This window comes from Pseudoxanthomonas sp. SGT-18 (genome assembly GCF_003931645.1).
Classification (GTDB): Bacteria; Pseudomonadota; Gammaproteobacteria; order Xanthomonadales; family Xanthomonadaceae; genus Pseudoxanthomonas.
On record NZ_RRYJ01000006.1, the window covers coordinates 21,401 to 38,167 of the forward strand.

Genomic DNA, 16,767 nt, shown 5'->3' on the forward strand with positions numbered 1-16,767 from the left:
AGCCGTGCGGTAGCCGGCACGGTCATCACGAACCTAGCGCCGTGGCCGCCTGGGTCCATGGGGCAAAGGTCACAGGCATGCTCCATCCCATCCGTCCCCAACATGGAGCAGGTGATTTCCGCCGCCAAACTGGTAGCCTGGCGCGCATGCCGGGACTGCATCGCGGGCTGTACGAACAACTGGTCACCGAGGCGCTCGAGGACGCCCTTTCCGAGCTCGATGCCCGACACAAGCCCGTACGGGAAGCATTGCATCCGGCGGAGGCGGCCGATCGCATCGCCCTGCATCTGGCGTCGCTGGTGCGCCGGGCCATCGATTCCCTGGACAGCAAGCAACGGGTCCAGGTGGGCACCCGGCTGGCGCGCGAAATCGCCGAGCTGCTGGCCGCCCAAGGTCGCGGGGTGGAAGCGACTGACCGGCTCTCGCCCGCTGGCGACCTGCTCCGGGCGGTTGTCGCCACCCGGCCCGATAGCCAGCCGGAGGAGATCCCGCCGCCAGCCACTCCGCTGCTGGACACGACGCTGCTGACCAATGCCCCAGGCGAGCCCCACATCGGCTTCCAGCTCCGCTCCGAGATCGCCTCGGCGGACCGCATCGACGTGCTGATGGCGTTCGTGCGCAATACCGGGATCCGTCCGTTGCTGGAGCTCTTGCGCCAGCACGTGGACCAGGGCCGGCCATTGCGGGTTCTGACCACCACCTACACCAACTCCACCGAGCTATCGGCGCTAAAGGCGCTGCGCGACCTCGGTGCGCGGATCAAGGTGTCCTATGACACCTCCAGTACCCGCCTGCATGCCAAAGCCTGGCTGTTCCATCGCCACTCCGGTTTCTCCACGGCCTATATCGGCTCCTCGAACCTGACCCACTCGGCCCAGGTCACGGGCCTGGAATGGAACGTGCGTGTCTCCGGTGCCCGCAATCCGGACGTCATCGACAAGTTCTCGGCCGTGTTCGAGAGCTACTGGCAACATGACGACTTCCGCGACTTCGACCCGGACGAGTTCCAGGAGCTGACCCGGAGCCGGGCGGAAGGCCCGCAGGTCTATCTAAGCCCGGTCGAAATCCGCCCGGAGCCATTCCAGTCGCGGCTGCTGGAGCTGATCGAGCTGTCGCGGCTACAGGGCCACCACCGCAACCTGCTCGTTTCCGCGACGGGCACGGGCAAGACCGTCATGGCCGCGCTGGACTACCAGCGGTTGCGCAAACGCCTGGCAAGATCGCGGCTGCTGTTCGTGGCCCATCGCCAGGAAATCCTGGAACAGAGCCTGGCCACCTTCCGGCATGCGCTGCGCGACCCGGCATTTGGCGAGCTATGGGTCGGCGGCGCACGCCCTGCCCGCTTCGAGCATGTATTCGCGTCGATCCAGAGCCTGACGGCCAGCGGCTTGCAGCACCTGGCACCCGACCATTTCGACGTGGTGATCATCGACGAGTTCCACCACGCCGCCGCACGCACGTACAGGGAGCTCATCGAGCACCTGGCACCCTTGGAGCTGCTGGGCCTGACCGCCACCCCCGAACGTGGCGACGAAGAGCCCATCCTGCACTGGTTCGGGAACAGGATCGCAGCGGAACTACGGCTGTGGGACGCCATCGAGCAGCACCGGCTGGTGCCTTTTGCCTATTACGGCATTGCCGACGGCACCGACTACCGGAACCTGGCCTGGCACAGGGGGCGGGGCTACGACCTCGACCAGCTGAGCAACCTGGTGACGGGCGACCATGCCCTCGCCAGGCGCATCATCGGCAAGACGCTCAGGACCGTCCCCAACCCGGGGTCCATGCGTGCCCTGGGCTTCTGCGTATCCGTCGCCCACGCCAGGTTCATGGCCGAGCAGTTCAATCGCGCCGGCATCGCGGCGGTTGCGGTCTGGTCGGCCAGCAGTGACGAGGAACGCCGCCAGGCCCTGCAGGACCTGGCCAACGGCAGGATCCGCGTGGTGTTCTCCGTGGACCTGTTCAACGAAGGCGTGGATATCCCCACGGTCGACACCTTGCTCCTGCTGCGCCCCACCGACAGCCCCACGGTGTTCCTGCAGCAGCTGGGTCGCGGCCTGCGCCGCGAACCGAGCAAGAGCATCTGCACGGTGCTGGACTTCGTGGGCCAGCACCGCAAGGAATTCCGCATGCACCGCCGCTTCGGCGCCCTGCTTGGCGGCGGCCGCAAGCAGATCGAACAGCAGATCGAACAGGGCTTCCCCTTCCTGCCCAGCGGCTGCCACATGGAGCTGGACCCGGTTGCATCGGAGCTAGTCCTGGCCAACATCCGCGAAAGCCTTCCGACCACCTGGCGCGGACGCGCCTACGAGCTGCGCCGGGTCGCCGAATCGCAGCCGCACGTCACCCTGAAAAACTTCCTGGAACTCAGCGGCATCGAGCTGGAAGACATCTACTCGGCAAACCGCAGCTGGTCGGACCTGCTGGAAGCCGGCGGCGTGGCCACCTTGCCCGCAGGCCCGCACGAGGCCGTGCTAAGGCGCGGTATCGGCCGCTTGCTGCACGTCGACGATGCCCTGCGCATCGGCAAGTACCGCGAGTTTGCGGCCATGCCGCAGGCCCCGGACATCGCCCAGCTGGACCAGACCGCTCGCCGTCTGTTGCACATGCTGGCTGCGGTGCTGTTCGACAAATTCCCGGTTCCCGTCCACGACCTCCGCCAGGCAGCCCAGGTCCTGTGGAGCCATCCGCAGGTGCTGGCCGAGCTTGGGCAGCTGATGGAAGTGCTTGCCGACCGGGTCGACCACCTCCAGCAGGCGTTGTCCACCCATCCCCACGTCCCGCTGCGGGTGCACGCCCGCTACACCCGCCGGGAGGTGCTGGCGGCGTTCGCCAGCCATACAAGGCTTACCCTTCCAGCCTGGGCGGGCGGCGTACATTGGGACCAGACCAAAAGAGTGGACCTGCTGGCCATCACCCTGGACAAGAGCGTCGGCCACTTCTCCCCGACCACGCGCTACCGCGACTACGCCATCAGTCCCACCCTGCTGCACTGGGAAAGCCAGTCCACCACCCGCGAGGACGGCGAGGTCGGCAGGCGCTACCGCAACCATGCCAGCCAGGGCAGCACCATCCTGCCCATGGCCCGCCTGACCGTGGACGACCGCGCATTCTGGCTGTTGGGACCGGCTACCTACGTCAGCCACGAGGGCGAGCGGCCCATGGCCATTACCTGGAAGCTGCAACACGAGCTACCCGGGGATCTTTACGCGCGCTTCGGCGCCGCGGTGGGCTGAGTAGCACATCGAGCCGCCCATCCGCCGCGCTAGCATCGGACCCTTCCGTGCGTCGGAGCCGACCATGGCCAAGTCGATCAAGCCCACTGGCACCCGCAAACCCCCGCTGCCTGGCGAGGACCATGCACCCGTCGAGGCCTGGATCAGTAGTTCAATGCCGCGCCTGCAGCCCGTGCTGCGCCACCTGGATGCGCAGATCCGGCAGTCCCTGCCCGGGGTCGGCTATGCCGTGAAATGGAAGAAGGCCTACTACGGCCTGCCCGGCCTTGGCTGGGTCATCGAGCTGGCGGCCTATGATGTCTCGGCGAACGTGGTGTTCTTCGCCGGCGCCCGCTTCGATCCGCCGCCTCCGCTTGGTGAGGGTTCGCGCTACGTCAAGCTGCACTCGCTGGAAGAAGCCCAGGCCGCGGAGGTGGCGGCCTGGATCGAACAGGCCGGCAGGCATCCAGGCTGGGCCTGGTAGCCCACCGCCGTATCGCCTTGCGAAGGCCGGCCTGCCCGGCTTGCCCGGGCAGGCCGGCCCGGGTCATTCGCCGCGCTGGCGGATTGGATTGAGGTGGTTGGAGAACAGCGCGGCGTTGAGCAGCAGGCGCTCGGTGCCGTGCCAGTACTTGCGGTGGGCGGGGTCGTCGGCGAACACCACCACGTTGCCCTTCTCCACCGGCACCACCTGCACGAAGGCGCTGCCGGCCACGCGCTTGAGGTTCTCCTCGGAGAGGTAGCCGTTGACCCGCGGCTGGTCGTCGATGCGCACCACGGTGAGATACGGGTTGCTGCTGGCCTCGAACACCAGGCCGGTTTCCTTGTTGACCAACAGGCGGCGGTCCTGCAGGCCGAAGGCCAGCGGGTGGCTGAGGTCGACGTCGGCGCTGAGGATGTTGCCGCTCACCCGACGCAGGGCGAACACCTCGCGCTGGCTGCCGAAGTCCAGGCGCTCGGCGCGCGGCGGCGGCGCCTCGCGCAGCTTGGCCCCGGCCAGGCCCTTGTCGATCGCCCAGCGGGCGCCGCTGTTGTAGGCCACCAGCGAGCCGCCGGCGGCGATCCAGCGCTTGAGCGCGGCCACCACGCCGTCCGGCAAGCCGGCGTAGTTGCCGCTGGCCAGGACGATGGTCGTGTAGCGTTCAAGCGGCAGCTCACCCAGCTGCGCCGGCTCGATCTTGCTGGTCGGGTAACCCAGCGCGGTGTCGAAGGCATGCCAGGCGGCACCGATCTCCGGCGCGGACACGCCCTGCCCCATCACCAGGGCGATCCCGGGCTTGCGGACCGGCTTGACGCTGTCGCTGCCCAGGTCGATGCCCACCTCGCTCTTGCCACTGGCCAAGGCCTGCACGCGCACGCCCAGGGAACGGGCCAGCTCGTCGATGCGCGCGTGCAAGGCCGCGGGCGCCAGCGGCTGGCCAGCCACCGGCACCAGGACCACGCCGCGGCGCGGCTCGGCCCCGCCCTGCGCCGACGGCAGCGCCAGCGGCGCGAACGCCGCGCGCAGGCGGATGTCCTGTGCCAGCAACGCGCCCACCAGGCGGTAGGCGCCGTAGTCGCGCAGGTCCAGGGCATAGGCGTAACTGGCCACGCCGTCCACGCCGCTGCTGGCCGCCGGCACGTCCTGCACGCGCGCGCCGGCCGGCAACGCCGAGCGGCTGGCCGCGTAGCGCAGGCCGTAGGCCGGCGCCACCGCGTACGAGGTGCCGCTGTAGAACACGTCGCCCTTCACCGGCGGAGTGAACTCGAAGATCGCATGGGCCAGACGGAACGCCGGCTGCCGCGCCGGCACCACCCACGCGCTGCCGGGCTCGAAGCGCTTGCCGTCCACCTCGACCGCGCGCGACAGCTCGCGCACCTCGATGCGGTGCTTCAGCAGCAGCGACAGCAGGCGGCGGCTGAGGGTCGGGTCGTTGCGGTCGCCGAATACCCAGTCGCGCACCGGGTAGCGCCCGGCCTGCTCCAGCGCGCTGCGGAAGAAGTCCTTCTGCAGGCGGAACAGGAACGCCTTCTGCTCCACCGCGCCGCGCACCGTGGCCAGGCCCACGTTGAGGTGGTTGCGGATGGTGAAGCGGAATTCCAGCGGGCCATTGACCGTCTCCTGCACGCGCCCGCGCGAGCTGGCCTGTTCCACGGTGGCGCCGACGCCGCCGTGGAAGTCCGGATAGGTCGAGCCGTAGATCGGCGAGAAGTTGTCGTAGTTCTCGCCGCTGTAGTAGAGCGATCCGATCGCGTCCAGCGCCTGGGCGTGGTAGCGCGCCAGCACCTTGTTGGCCTCGTACGAGCTGCCGGGCAGCAGCGGGCTCTCCATGCTCTTCGGCGAGGGCTCGAAGTAGTAGGTGCTGTCCTTGCCCATCTCGTGGAAGTCGATCTGGACGTTGGGGTACCAGCGATGGAAGTGCTCGACCTTCGGCACGCTGTCGGCCTGGGCCAGTGCCAGCCAGTCGCGGTTGAGGTCGGTCAGGTAATGGTTGAAGCGGCCGCCTGGGAACGGCTCCACGTGCTCGCGGTCGGCCGGGTCGGGAGAAGGCGGGTTCGAGCCCCAGGCGTTGTGCCAGTTGGCGGCACGGTCGCGGCCGTCGGGGTTCTGCGCCGGGTCCATCAATACCACCGCCTCGCGCAGCCAGTGGCGCGTGGCCTCGCTGCGGTCGGCGGCCAGGAACCAGGCGGTCAGCAGCGCGGCCTCGGCGCTGGATGTCTCCGCGCCATGCACGCTGTAGGCCAGCCACACCACCACCGGCGCCCCGCTGGCTGCGCTCTCCGGCGCCGACGGGTCGACCAGGGTGTTGTGGGCCTGGCGCAGCGACTCCAGGTTGGCGTGGTTGTCCGGATCGGTGATGGTGGCCAGCAGCAGTGGCCGGCCCTCGTAGGTGCGGCCGATGCGCTCCACCTTCACCCGCGGCGACACCCGCGCCAGTTCCTCGAAGTAGGCCACCAGCTCGTCGTGGCGGGTATAGCGGCTGCCGACCGGATAGCCCAGGAACTGCTCGGGCGTGGGCACCGCAGGATCCGGATCCAGCGGCGTGGCCGGGAAGAAATACGCGCTCTGCGCGTGGGCCGGGAACAGCAGGGACAACGACAGAAGCAGGACGGCGCTCAGGCCACGGGCAAGCAGGGACATCGACACTCCGGCGGAACGGGAATGGGCTGGCATCGGTAGGAGCGGCAGTAGCGGCGGCCGCGCGGCCGCCGGCCGCGGGTCAGAAGCGGTAGTCGAAGCCGACCGAGAAGTAACGGCCGCGCAGGTCGTACTGGGTGAAGTCGTACGGCGCGCGGATACCCGGGAACGAGGCGTCGTGCGGCGGCTCCTCGTCCAGCAGGTTCTGCAGCTTGGCGTAAAGGGTCAGCTTCTCGATGCCCTTCCAGGCCAGGTACAGGTCGAACTGGTCGTAGCTGGCCACCCGCGCCTGCTCGGTGCTGCGGGTCTGGGCGTAACCACTGGTGTGGTACCAGGTCAGCGCGGCGCTGTAGTCGCTGTAGTTCCAGTCCAGGGTGGTGGTGAGCTTGCCGCGCGACAGGGTGAAACTGACGTTGCTGCCGGCGTAGTCGACCAGCGGGCCACCGGCGGTGTTCTGGCGGCGGTACTCCAGCACGTGGGTGTACACGCCCGATACCCCGAAGTCGCCGGCGGTGGCCGAGCGCCAGCGTTGGCGCAGTTCCACGTCGATGCCGGAGGTCTCCAGCTCGGTGAGGTTCTGGTAGCGGTTGTAGACCGCCAGCAGCTTGCCGCGCGCGTCGCGGACCACGTCGGCCGGGTCGTTGCGCTGGACGATGCTGGCGCTGTTGCTGGTGCCGATCAGGTGGTCCAGCTCCACCCGGTACCAGTCCAGGCTCAGGCTGGTGTCGGCCCAGGGCGAGAGCACGATGCCGGCGTTGAAGCTGCGGGTGCGCTCGGGGCGAAGGCCGGTATTGCCCACGGTGAAGAACGTCGGGCTCTGGCGCGAGCCGGGGATGTCCGGGTCGTACGGGTCCACCACCGAGCCGTAGGAGATGTTGGTGCTGGCCGCATTCTCCGACAGCGAGGGGGCGCGGAACCCGCGCGAGGCGGCAGCGCGCACCAGCAGCGCGTCCAGCGGCTGCCAGCGCAGGCTGGCCTTGGGCGAGAACGCGTCGCCGAAGTCGCTGTAGTGGTCGCCGCGCCCGGCCAGCTGCAGCTCCAGGCGCTGGTGCAACGGCAGGTTGAACTCGGCGTACACCGCGGTCACCTCGCGATCACCGTCCACCTCGGCGATCGCCGGGCGGACCTGCAAGCCGGCGTCGATCTGCCAGGGATTGCGCGATACCAGCGACTCGCGGCGCCATTCCACGCCCGCTGCAAACCCCACCTCGCCGGCGGGCAGCTCGAACAGGTGGCCGACGATGCGGGCATCCACGCCGCCCAGGCGCGAATCCGCCGGGCGCACGGTGCTGAGGTTGATCGCATCCAGCACCGCCTGCGGCGTGGCCGCCGGGTCGTGCAGGTTGTAGCTGCCGTCGGCCAGCGCGTCGAACAGCGCCCAGCGGTTGGCGAAGCCGCCGGCCACCCGCTCGTCCTCCTTGCTGCGCGCAAGGAAGCCGGCCGCCTCCCACTCCCAGTCGCCGAGCGTGCCGCGCACGCCGCCGACCACGCGGTAGGCATCGGAGCGGTTGGTCTTGATCGAGCGGCCGACGTTGAAGAAGGTGTACTCGATCGGGGTGTCCACCCCATAGGGGTTGTAGGGATTGCCCGCCGGCAGCACGTTGGGCACCGGCTCGGCCAGGCCGGTATCCGCGTTGAGCGCGAAGCGTCCGCCCTCCAGGGTGAAGAACGGGCTGTTGCCGAACCAGGACGTGCCGCGGACGTAGCTGTACAGCGCCTCGCCGAACACCTCCACGTTGTCGCTCACCCGCCAGGTGGCGTTGGCATACCCCTGCAGGCGCTCGGTGGCGGGGATCAGCGTGGTGTACGGGGCCAGGTTGAAGCCGCAGGTATCGCCGCGCAGGCCGTCGATCGGTGCGCTGGGCACCAGGGTCGTACCCTGCGGGCAGTTGCCATCGGCATCCAGCAGCGGCACCGACACGCCGCCGACCAGGAAGCGCGCGCCCTTGGCCAACCAGCCGTTCCAGCGTCCGCCGGGGCCGGAATAGATGCCGGAGCGGGTCAGCTCACGCTGGTCCTGGTCCAGGCGCTCGCGCTTGTAGTAGTCCAGGCTGTAGAGGACGTTGAAGCGGTCGCGGTCGAGGTCGCCGAAGCCACCGATCAGCTTGGCCTGGCGCTCGTCCAGCCCGCCCTCGTCGGAGGTGCCGATGCGGCCGCCGATGTCCAGGCCCTCGAAGTTCTGCCGGGTGATGATGTTGACCACGCCGGCCACCGCATCGGAGCCGTACACGGCCGAGGCGCCGTCCTTCAGCACTTCGATCCGCTCCACCGCCACCAGCGGCAGCGCATTGAGGTTGACGAAGGTGTCGGACAGGCCGTTGGCCGGGAAACCGTAGTTGGCCAGGCGACGGCCGTTGAGCAACACCAGGGTGTTCTTCTGCGACAGGCCGCGCAGGCCGATGCCGGCCGAGCCGGACGCCCAGCCGCTGTTGGAAGTCTCGTTGCTGGCGTTGCCGGTATTGGCCGAGATCGAGCGCAGCAGGTCGGCGACGGTGGCCTTGCCCGAGACCTCCAGCTGCTCGCGGCCAATCACCTGGACCGGGTTGGCCCTTCGGCGTCGGCGCGGCGCAGGTTGGAGCCGGTGACCACGACGGTGGCAAGGGTGCGGCTGTCGCCGCCGGCGGCCTCTTCGGCGCGGGCAATTTCAGGAACGAGCGGAAGCGCGGCCGCAACGGCAGCCGCCAGGATGGCGTGACGGAGCATGGGGGCTGGAGCGGTTGGTTGGGACCGCTCCATTGAGCCACGCGCGCCTATTTATTGATAAATAAGCGTTAATTATTGGCTTATGACCTGTCGTCAGCGCTGATGGTGGAATGGAACCAGCAGGCGCGCCGGGCTTGCGCCGCGTCACGTTCGCCGCAGGGAACCTGCGGAGCGGATCGTGTTTCAGGCTGGCGCGCGCCCGCTGGGTGCAACCGAATGGGCGATGCACCACTGTGCCGCGTAGTAGGTGGCGAGGATGAAGAGCATCGCCAGCGGCAGGCCGCCGCCGAAGCGGTCCCAGGCCAGCAGGCTGTCACTGAGCACGAACAGCATGCCGCCCAGCGCTGCCGCACGCGCCGGTGCGGCCAGCCGCCGGTCGTGGCGCAGGCTCCAGGCACGGGCCGTGGCAAGCCCGGCCATCAGCATCAGCACGCCGACATAGACCAGCACCGCGACGCGCAGCGCCGCCGGCACACTGGGCAGCAGCAGGACCAGGTTGCAGCCGGCGAATGCCATATAGGCCAGCAATCCCAGTACGCGGGGAACCGTACCTGCGCCAGGAAAGAAGGCGACGATATAGCAAAGGTGCGCAAGCAGGAATGCCACCAGCCCCGGCACGAACAGGTCCTGCGGCAGCATCAGGAAGACATCGCCCGCCAGCGAGCACGCCAGGCCGGCCAGCACCGCCGCCCGGTAGCGCGCGGATACCGGCGGCGCGGCGCGCATCGCGTAAACAGCAATAAGCACGGTGGCCAGCGGCTTGCAGGCGTAGTGCAGCAGGCGGAATCCGTCGTCCAGCAACGCTCCGGCAATCGCGCCGGCGGCCAGGATGGCGACCGCGGCGCCGGTGGCGCGAAAGCGTGGATCCATCAGCTGCCTGTCCTGTGCGATCGGGGGCGCCATCGTAGCCCGGGCCCGCCGCTGCCACTCCTGCGGATGGTCACGCGCGGCATCGCCCGATCCGCCAGGCATCCGGCATCAATGCGGAGGAGAGCCCCGGCGCGTTCAGAGGGGCGACAGCCCATGCGCCGGATCGGCGCAGACCGTCAGACGGCCATCCTCCTCCAGCCCACCGGCCGCCCGTACCCGCATGCCCGGGGCCAGCGCATCGACTTCCACCGGCGCCGCCTTGCACAGGTTCCAGCGCGCCGGCAGCTGCACCACCACCGGGCCGCGTCCGGGCACGTCCAGCTCGACCCGCGCGTGGCCGTCGTAGGCCCAGGGCGCGGTATCGATCGCGGCCACCGTGCCCTCGACCACCGTGGCGCCTCCGGCGGCAGGCGCCTCCCCGCGCGGCGCGGCGCACGCCACCACCGCCAGCAGCACGACAAGCGGGAACGCCAGGGAAAGACGGCCGGAGGATTGCTGCATGCCTGCTCCACTCGATGGTCTGTCCGCAGCGTAGCCGATAGGCGTGGAGTCCGCATGACAGGATCGTTCCCGGCGACGAGTCAGGCAACTGAACAAAGGCCTTGGTATTGCGACTGAGGAAGGCCTTGCCGCGGCCGATATGGCTTTCACCCGCCTGCAGTGCGGGTACCAATGAGATTGATCACTGAGAACAGTGCGGGGTGATCGCTCAACCGACCTTGCTGACCATCAGCAGCGGATCAAGCAGGCTCGCCAGTCAAGAAGCTGCTGGGAGATCTTCCAGCACTCCTGCTTCTCTGGCCACTCGACGAGCTTCATCGGCACCCTTCCTCTCGCTGTAGCGATCGACCAGATAGGCGCTTCGCCCGCGAACCAGGAGCGTGAACTTGACCAGCTCCTCCATCACGTCCACCACCCGGTCGTAGAACGGAGAGGCGCGCATACGTCCCGCGTCGTCAAACTCCTGCCATGCCTTGGCGACCGAGGACTGGTTGGGAATCGTCACCATCCGCATCCACCGCCCCAGCACCCGCAGAGTGTTGACCACGTTGAACGACTGCGATCCGCCGCACACCTGCATCACCGCCAGCGTCCGCCCCTGGGTGGGACGCACGCTGCCATCCTCGAGGGGCAGCCAGTCAATCTGGTTCTTGAACACGCCGGTGATCGTGCCGTGGCGTTCGGGCGAAACCCAGACCTGACCTTCCGACCACTGCGACCATTCGCGCAGTTGCCGCACCTTCGGATGGTCTTTGCCAACGCTGTCCAGCAGCGGCAGATCGTGTGGATCGAACACCCGCGTTTCGGCGCCGAGGTGGCGCAAGATGCGCTCGGCCTCCAAGGCCAGCTTGCGGCTGTAGGACTGCGGCCGCAGCGAGCCGTACAGCAGGAGGATGCGCGGCGCCGGCTGGCCCGTGTCTGCACCGAGTGCGTCATGGCGAGGGCCGGGAAGCAGGTCGGCGGCCAGATGGGGGAGGTCGAGGAGCGCGGATGATTGCCGTTCGTTATTTATTCGACTATTCTAGAATGATGGAAACGAATCAGGCAATCGCTGCGCTGACGGCGCTGGGCCACGCCACCCGGCTGGCGATCTTCCGGTTGCTGGTCGAGGCCGGGCCCGACGGCCGCATGGCCGGTGAAATCGCGGAAGCGCTGGCCGTCCCCGGCGCAACCCTGTCCTTCCACCTGAAGGAACTCGTCCACGCCGGCCTGATCGGCAGCGAGAGCCGGGGGCGCAACGTCTGCTACCGCGCCAACTTCGAGGCCATGAACGCACTGGTCGCCTACCTGACCCACAACTGCTGCGCGGGCTCCTCGGACGAGAGCTGCCCCCCTGATGTCGCGGCCGCCTGCGCCTGTTGACCCCCTCCCACCTGTCACTCGAGGAACCGTCCCGATGAAGCGTCGCGTCCTTTTCCTGTGCACCGGCAACTCCGCGCGCAGCGTGCTGGCCGAGGCCACGCTCCGCGCCTGGGCCGGCCACCGCTTCGAGGTCTTCAGCGCCGGCAGCCAGCCGGCCGGCACGGTCAATCCCTGGGCGCTTGCCCAGCTGGCGGCCGAAGGCATTGCCACCGCAGGCCTGCGCAGCAAGTCCTGGGATGAGTTCACAACGCCGGACGCGGCACCGATGGATCTGGTGGTGACCGTCTGCGATTCGGCCGCGGCCGAAACCTGCCCCGTCGTGCTCGGGGACTTTCTCCGCGTGCACTGGGGGCTTCCAGACCCAGCAGCCGTGGAAGGCGATGATGAGGACAAGCGGGAGGCATTCCGCCAGGCCCACCGCATCGTCAAGGCGCGCCTGCAGGCACTGCTGGCACTGCCGGCCGAGGTCTGGGACGACCGTGCCGCCCTGAAGGACTCGCTCGATCGCATCGGTTTCGTACAGCCTGAAGACGAGGCGTCCGTCCATGGCTGAGGCAACGCCCCGCATGGGGCTGTTCGAGCGTTACCTGACCCTGTGGGTGGCGTTGTGCATCGTGGTCGGCACCGGCTTGGGACATTTCATGCCGGGTGCGTTCGCAGCCCTCGGCGGCATGGAAGTCGCGAATGTCAACCTGCCGGTGGCCGCACTGATCTGGCTGATGATCATCCCCATGCTGCTGAAGGTCGACTTCGGCGCCATGCGGGAAGTGGGCAGGCACTGGCGCGGCATCGGCGTCACCCTGTTCGTCAACTGGGCGGTCAAGCCGTTCTCAATGGCCCTGCTGGGCTGGTTCTTCCTGCGGCATGTCTTCGCCGACTGGCTCCCGGCGGACCAGATCGACTCCTACATGGCAGGGCTGATCCTGCTGGCTGCCGCGCCATGCACCGCAATGGTGTTCGTGTGGAGCAACCTGTGCCGTGGCGACGCGAACTTCACGCTCAGCCAAGTCGCGCTCAATGACGCGATCATGGTGGTGGCGTTCGCACCGCTGGTAGCCCTGCTGCTGGGGCTGTCGTCGATCACGGTACCTTGGGACACGCTGGCGCTGTCAGTCGGCCTCTACATCCTGGTGCCGGTCGCGGTCGCAGTCTTCCTCCGTCGCTGGTTGCTTGCACATGGCGGCGAGGCCCGGCTGGAGCGGGTGCTCGCTCGTCTCGGGCCTGTCTCGCTGGTGGCACTGCTGGCGACGCTGGTGCTGCTGTTCGGCTTCCAGGGCAGGCAGATCGTCGAGCAGCCCCTGATCATCGCAATCCTGGCGGTGCCGATCCTGATCCAGGTCTACTTCAACTCCGGCCTGGCCTACCTGCTCAACCGCAGGCTGGGCGTCGCCCACTGCGTGGCGGGACCGTCGGCGCTGATTGGTGCCAGCAATTTCTTTGAGCTTGCGGTCGCTACGGCTGTGGCCCTCTTCGGCGTGCACTCGGGCGCGGCGCTGGCCACCGTGGTGGGCGTGCTGATCGAAGTGCCCGTGATGCTGTCGGTGGTCAAGATCGTCAACAACACTCGCCCGTGGTACGAGCGCGAGGTCCGGGCGCAGTAGACCTGGCGGCCGGCAGCCGTTCCGTCGAAGGGGATCAGTATCCGCCTCCAAGGAGGCATCGCCGCTGCCCGGTCAGAACCATCGTTCCCGGCGCTCGCCGGGAACGATGATCAGATCAACGAACTGCGTGCTTGCGCATCGAGTCGCCTTTCAACTCAATGGTGTGCTTGTTGTGCAGCAGGCGATCCAGGATGGCGTCGGCCACCGTGGGCTCGCCCAGGTAGTCATGCCAGGTCTTCACCGGAAGCTGGGACGTGATCAGCACCGATCCTCCGGGAACGCGGTCGTCGATCACCTCCAGCAGGTGCTGTCGACCCCGGGCAGTGATCGGGGCGACGCCCCAATCATCCAGGATGAGCAACCTGGCCTTGCCCAGCTTCGTACGCAACGCCGGCAAGCTCCCATCCGAGTACGCGACCTCCATGTCCTCCATCAGTCGTGGCATGCGCTGGTAGCTGACCGACAATCCCTTTCGGGCAGCTTCGCGTCCCAGCGCGCAGCCAAGCCAGGTCTTGCCGGTGCCGGTGGGCCCGGTGATGACCACATGTTGGCCACGCTCGATCCACTGGCAGGTCAGGAGATCCATGACCTGGCGCTTGTCGATGCCACGCCGGGCAGAGAAGTCGATGTCCTCGGGCACCGCGCCAGGGGCTTTGAGCTTTGCAGATTTCAGCAGGCGGGTGACACGACGATTCTCCCGCGTCGCCAGCTCCGCATCCACGAGCAACCCGAACCGGTCGTCGAAGGACATGGACTGATAGGACGGACTGGCGAGCTGGAGCAGAACGAGCGCCACATCCAGGTCCTGCGCCAGGTGATGGCCTCGCTTGCCCTCCCCACCCGGCTCGGCTTCGCCATCCCACCGGCGTTCCAGCACTTCGTGCTGGTATCCCCCAGCGCCCGCATCGACCGTCCCAGGCACTTCGACACCCGCCGCGTGATCAAGGCCGACCAGCTGCGCAAGGCCATCTGGCGGGACGTGGACAACGAGAATCCGTTGCTGGGCATCCTGCGTACCGCCGCCAAGTTCGTGTCTTCTGACACCCTGGAAGCCGTGGCCCGCCAGCTGGCTGCGATGCACCAGCCGGCAGGCGACGGCGCATCCGCCCGGGACGCGCGGGTGGCCGCAACCCCGCCGCCGGTCGCACAGGCCGTGGAAGCACCGCCCGTCGTCGAGGCGGCCGCTGCCCCGGTGTCGCCACCCCAGCCTGCCCTGCCGGCTTGCAAGTCCTGTGGCGGCCGCGAGGGACAGGTGTGCTACGGCAAGTTCGGGTACTACCTCAAGTGCAGCGCCTGCCAGACCAACACCGCCATCCGCTTCACCTGCCTCCCGGGGCATCATCCCCGCCTGCGCAAGTCGGGGCTGGAATTCTTCCGCGATTGCCCCGAGTGCGGGACCAGCGACCTGGTCCACCGCAACAAGGCGTAGCCTCCGCGCACCGACCCAGCTGGCGCCGCGGAACCGTTGCGGGAATCCATACGCGTCCGCGCGCCCCACTCACGGGCGGCCCTGGAAGGTGCGGTAATCCCGGTGCGTTGGGGCGGGCCCCTGCCTCGCTCCCGAGGCAGGGCCTGTCCTGGGCGCCGGACCCGGCGCCCCGCGCCAGCCCCCGGTCGATCCGGACACCCCGCGCCGTTCCATGTGGCGCGCATCGCGCATTCATGCCCGCAGGCGGGCCTGGATGCATATTCCCTCCGCCCAGGATCGTGTCCGGCCCTGCCCCGGCAACGCGACCTCCTCGTGCATGTCGATCTGCCCGCCCTCCACCCGTCGCGGGAGTGCAGCCGATCCACAGAACCGCCCCGGGCATGCCGCCCGCGGCCACTCACCAAGGAGGAGACGTATGAAGATCGTGACCAGCCTCAGTTTCCGGGGGCAGTGCCGCGAGGCGTTCGAGTTCTATGCCAGGGTGCTTGGCGGCAAGATCACCAACGCCGTGCCCTATTCGATGAATCCCGAAGGGATGCAGTTGGACGAGCGCTACAAGGACTGGCTCATGCATGCCTGGCTGGACGTGGGCGACCAGTCGCTGATGGGCGCGGACATGGACCAGGAGTGGGCGCCCAACATCGACAAGCCCAAGAACGGCTTCGACGTGACCCTGCATACCGACAACATCGACGACGCCCGGCGCTGGTTCGAGCAGCTCTCCGAAGGGGGCCAGCAGACCATGCCCTTTGCCGAGACCTTCTGGTCGCCCGGCTTCGGTGCCTGCGTCGACAGGTTCGGCATCCCCTGGATGATCAATACCGTCCCGGGCCCGGGTTGGCAGCCGGCGTCCTGAGCGCGTTGTCCTGACCGGCCGGGCGGGGCCGCCCCCGGGCATGCAGCAACCAGGCGCTCGGCAACCGGTGGCGCCTGCGGGCGCACACGGGCGCCACGCGCCTTTCCCGGCGGGATCGCCGCCTCGCGTCCGGCACTGCTCGATGGGGAAGCCCGCCTGGCTCCGGACCGGCAAGCAGCGCTCAGCCGGCGGCGGCCTCGCTGCCGGCAAGCATGATGTCCACCGCGGCGCTGCTGGCGGTTTCCAGCAGCGCCTCGAGGCTGGCCACCCCGGCCACGTCCTGCACCCCGGCCACCGCTGGCAGGTCCCAGGCGCGGGACACGCCCTGCCCGATCCGCCGCGCCCAGCGCTGCAGCAGTTCGGCCGTGGTGGTCGCGTCGGGGGCCTGGCATTGCAGGCGCGCGCAGGCGTCGCGCAGGGCCTGCACCACCATGATCGCGCCCAGGCCCTGCATCAGTGCCAACAGCTGCGCGGCAAACACCGCGTCGCGCCCGCGCCCGGAGGCGCTGCGCGCGACCAGCCCGGTTGCCAGTTCGGTGTGTTCCCACACGCGCTCGGGCAGGCTGCCGGTGGCACCGCCCTCCAGCCGCATCACCGGCTGCATCAGCGCCACCGCCACCAGCTGGCGCAGGCCCTCGGTCCCGACCAGCGCCACCGCGCGGTCCAGGCTCTCCACCATGGCGCTCTGCACGCGGTACATCGGGCTGTTGGCCAGGCGCAGCAGGTTGGCCGCCAGCGCCGGGTCGCGGCCGATCACCTCGGCGATCTGGCGCCCGGATGCGCGTTCGTCGTTGAGCAGGCCCAGCAGCTGCGGCAGCAGCTGCGGCCGGCGTGGCAGCCGGGCGCGTTCGTGCACCAACTGCAGCAGGGCGACCTCGACCTCCGGCAGCAGCCGCGGATCGGGGGCCGGCGCCTGCGCCGGCAGGGCCATCGCCGCCAGGCGCACGGTCCAGTGCTCGCCGGCGTCGCCGGCCTCGTCCTGCGGCATGGAGAAGGTACCGGGCAGCCGCTCCGCGGCAACGGGCTCATGCGGACGACGGGCGTCGGGCACGCCTTGCGCGCGCTTGCGTCCGAACAGCCAGCCGATCCATCGCATGCTTTTCCCCCTGTCT

General features: G+C 68.8%; 13 protein-coding genes and 1 pseudogene. 7 read left to right on the forward strand and 7 right to left on the reverse strand.

Annotated elements, in window-relative coordinates; translation table 11 throughout:
• Positions 1-146 precede the first annotated feature (146 nt).
• Together EIM47_RS09415 and EIM47_RS09420 are read left to right on the forward strand one after the other, a co-directional pair.
• A complete protein-coding gene (locus EIM47_RS09415; protein ID WP_125076839.1) occupies positions 147-3,236 on the forward strand; it encodes a DUF3427 domain-containing protein in 3,090 nt (1,029 codons plus the stop codon).
• Between the two features lie 64 nt (positions 3,237-3,300).
• The gene (locus EIM47_RS09420; RefSeq protein WP_240626201.1) at positions 3,301-3,699 is read left to right on the forward strand and encodes a DUF1801 domain-containing protein; all 399 of its coding nucleotides are present in this window, start codon (positions 3,301-3,303) and stop codon (positions 3,697-3,699) included.
• Positions 3,700-3,762: 63 nt separating this feature from the next.
• Here the strand turns inward: EIM47_RS09420 and EIM47_RS09425 are convergent, their stop codons facing one another.
• The 5 genes and pseudogenes from EIM47_RS09425 to arsH all read right to left on the reverse strand — a co-directional run bounded on the left by EIM47_RS09425 (position 3,763) and on the right by arsH (position 11,374).
• Positions 3,763-6,336 (reverse strand): M14 family metallopeptidase, encoded by a 2,574-nt coding sequence (locus tag EIM47_RS09425; protein WP_125076748.1) that lies wholly within the window; start codon positions 6,334-6,336, stop codon positions 3,763-3,765.
• 79 nt (positions 6,337-6,415) lie between these two features.
• A pseudogene (locus tag EIM47_RS09430) lies at positions 6,416-9,036 on the reverse strand (TonB-dependent receptor).
• A gap of 183 nt (positions 9,037-9,219) precedes the next feature.
• Complete coding sequence (locus EIM47_RS09435; RefSeq protein WP_026010428.1) at positions 9,220-9,906, reverse strand: lysoplasmalogenase; 687 nt, start codon at positions 9,904-9,906, stop codon at positions 9,220-9,222.
• Positions 9,907-10,041: 135 nt separating this feature from the next.
• A complete protein-coding gene (locus EIM47_RS09440) occupies positions 10,042-10,407 on the reverse strand; it encodes a hypothetical protein (protein WP_240626204.1) in 366 nt (121 codons plus the stop codon).
• 256 nt (positions 10,408-10,663) lie between these two features.
• Positions 10,664-11,374, reverse strand: coding sequence for an arsenical resistance protein ArsH (gene arsH, locus EIM47_RS09445; protein WP_125076749.1), 711 nt, complete (start codon positions 11,372-11,374; stop codon positions 10,664-10,666).
• Positions 11,375-11,436: 62 nt separating this feature from the next.
• Between arsH and EIM47_RS09450 the strand changes: the two genes are divergently transcribed.
• Genes EIM47_RS09450 through arsB form a run of 3 tightly spaced genes read left to right on the forward strand, consistent with a single transcriptional unit; the run spans position 11,437 to position 13,370 of the window.
• Positions 11,437-11,769 (forward strand): metalloregulator ArsR/SmtB family transcription factor, encoded by a 333-nt coding sequence (locus EIM47_RS09450; protein ID WP_026010426.1) that lies wholly within the window; start codon positions 11,437-11,439, stop codon positions 11,767-11,769.
• Positions 11,770-11,803: 34 nt separating this feature from the next.
• Positions 11,804-12,322: an arsenate reductase ArsC gene (locus EIM47_RS09455; protein ID WP_019398161.1), complete on the forward strand. Its 519-nt coding sequence runs from the start codon at positions 11,804-11,806 to the stop codon at positions 12,320-12,322.
• A gap of 13 nt (positions 12,323-12,335) precedes the next feature.
• Entirely contained in the window at positions 12,336-13,370 is a 1,035-nt protein-coding gene (arsB, locus tag EIM47_RS09460) for an ACR3 family arsenite efflux transporter (protein WP_028914990.1), read from the forward strand.
• Between the two features lie 115 nt (positions 13,371-13,485).
• Here the strand turns inward: arsB and istB are convergent, their stop codons facing one another.
• A complete protein-coding gene (istB, locus tag EIM47_RS15940) occupies positions 13,486-14,166 on the reverse strand; it encodes an IS21-like element helper ATPase IstB (protein ID WP_028914989.1) in 681 nt (226 codons plus the stop codon).
• A 21-nt stretch (positions 14,167-14,187) separates the two neighbouring features.
• Here istB and EIM47_RS15945 point away from each other — a divergent pair, with 21 nt between their 5' ends.
• A complete protein-coding gene (locus tag EIM47_RS15945; RefSeq protein ID WP_125076750.1) occupies positions 14,188-14,799 on the forward strand; it encodes a hypothetical protein in 612 nt (203 codons plus the stop codon).
• Between the two features lie 415 nt (positions 14,800-15,214).
• Positions 15,215-15,655 carry a VOC family protein gene (locus EIM47_RS09475; protein WP_019398157.1) on the forward strand — a complete coding sequence of 147 codons (441 nt, stop codon included), beginning with the start codon at positions 15,215-15,217 and terminating at the stop codon, positions 15,653-15,655.
• 181 nt (positions 15,656-15,836) lie between these two features.
• On the opposite strand, the gene EIM47_RS09480 is transcribed toward EIM47_RS09475, so the two are convergent.
• Positions 15,837-16,751, reverse strand: coding sequence for an HDOD domain-containing protein (locus EIM47_RS09480; protein WP_026010425.1), 915 nt, complete (start codon positions 16,749-16,751; stop codon positions 15,837-15,839).
• Positions 16,752-16,767: the final 16 nt, after the last annotated feature.

Excerpts from the sequence above, each read along its gene's own strand:
- EIM47_RS09475 (WP_019398157.1), top strand. The coding sequence starts at position 15,215 with ATGAAGATCGTGACCAGCCTCAGTTTCCGGGGGCAGTGCCGCGAGGCG.
- EIM47_RS09420 (WP_240626201.1), top strand. The coding sequence starts at position 3,301 with ATGGCCAAGTCGATCAAGCCCACTGGCACCCGCAAACCCCCGCTGCCT.
- EIM47_RS09450 (WP_026010426.1), top strand. The coding sequence starts at position 11,437 with ATGGAAACGAATCAGGCAATCGCTGCGCTGACGGCGCTGGGCCACGCC.
- EIM47_RS09425 (WP_125076748.1), bottom strand. The coding sequence starts at position 6,336 with ATGTCCCTGCTTGCCCGTGGCCTGAGCGCCGTCCTGCTTCTGTCGTTG.
- EIM47_RS09435 (WP_026010428.1), bottom strand. The coding sequence starts at position 9,906 with ATGGATCCACGCTTTCGCGCCACCGGCGCCGCGGTCGCCATCCTGGCC.
- EIM47_RS09480 (WP_026010425.1), bottom strand. The coding sequence starts at position 16,751 with ATGCGATGGATCGGCTGGCTGTTCGGACGCAAGCGCGCGCAAGGCGTG.
- EIM47_RS09415 (WP_125076839.1), top strand. The coding sequence starts at position 147 with ATGCCGGGACTGCATCGCGGGCTGTACGAACAACTGGTCACCGAGGCG.
- arsB (WP_028914990.1), top strand. The coding sequence starts at position 12,336 with ATGGGGCTGTTCGAGCGTTACCTGACCCTGTGGGTGGCGTTGTGCATC.
- EIM47_RS15945 (WP_125076750.1), top strand. The coding sequence starts at position 14,188 with ATGGCCTCGCTTGCCCTCCCCACCCGGCTCGGCTTCGCCATCCCACCG.
- EIM47_RS09440 (WP_240626204.1), bottom strand. The coding sequence starts at position 10,407 with ATGCAGCAATCCTCCGGCCGTCTTTCCCTGGCGTTCCCGCTTGTCGTG.
- EIM47_RS09455 (WP_019398161.1), top strand. The coding sequence starts at position 11,804 with ATGAAGCGTCGCGTCCTTTTCCTGTGCACCGGCAACTCCGCGCGCAGC.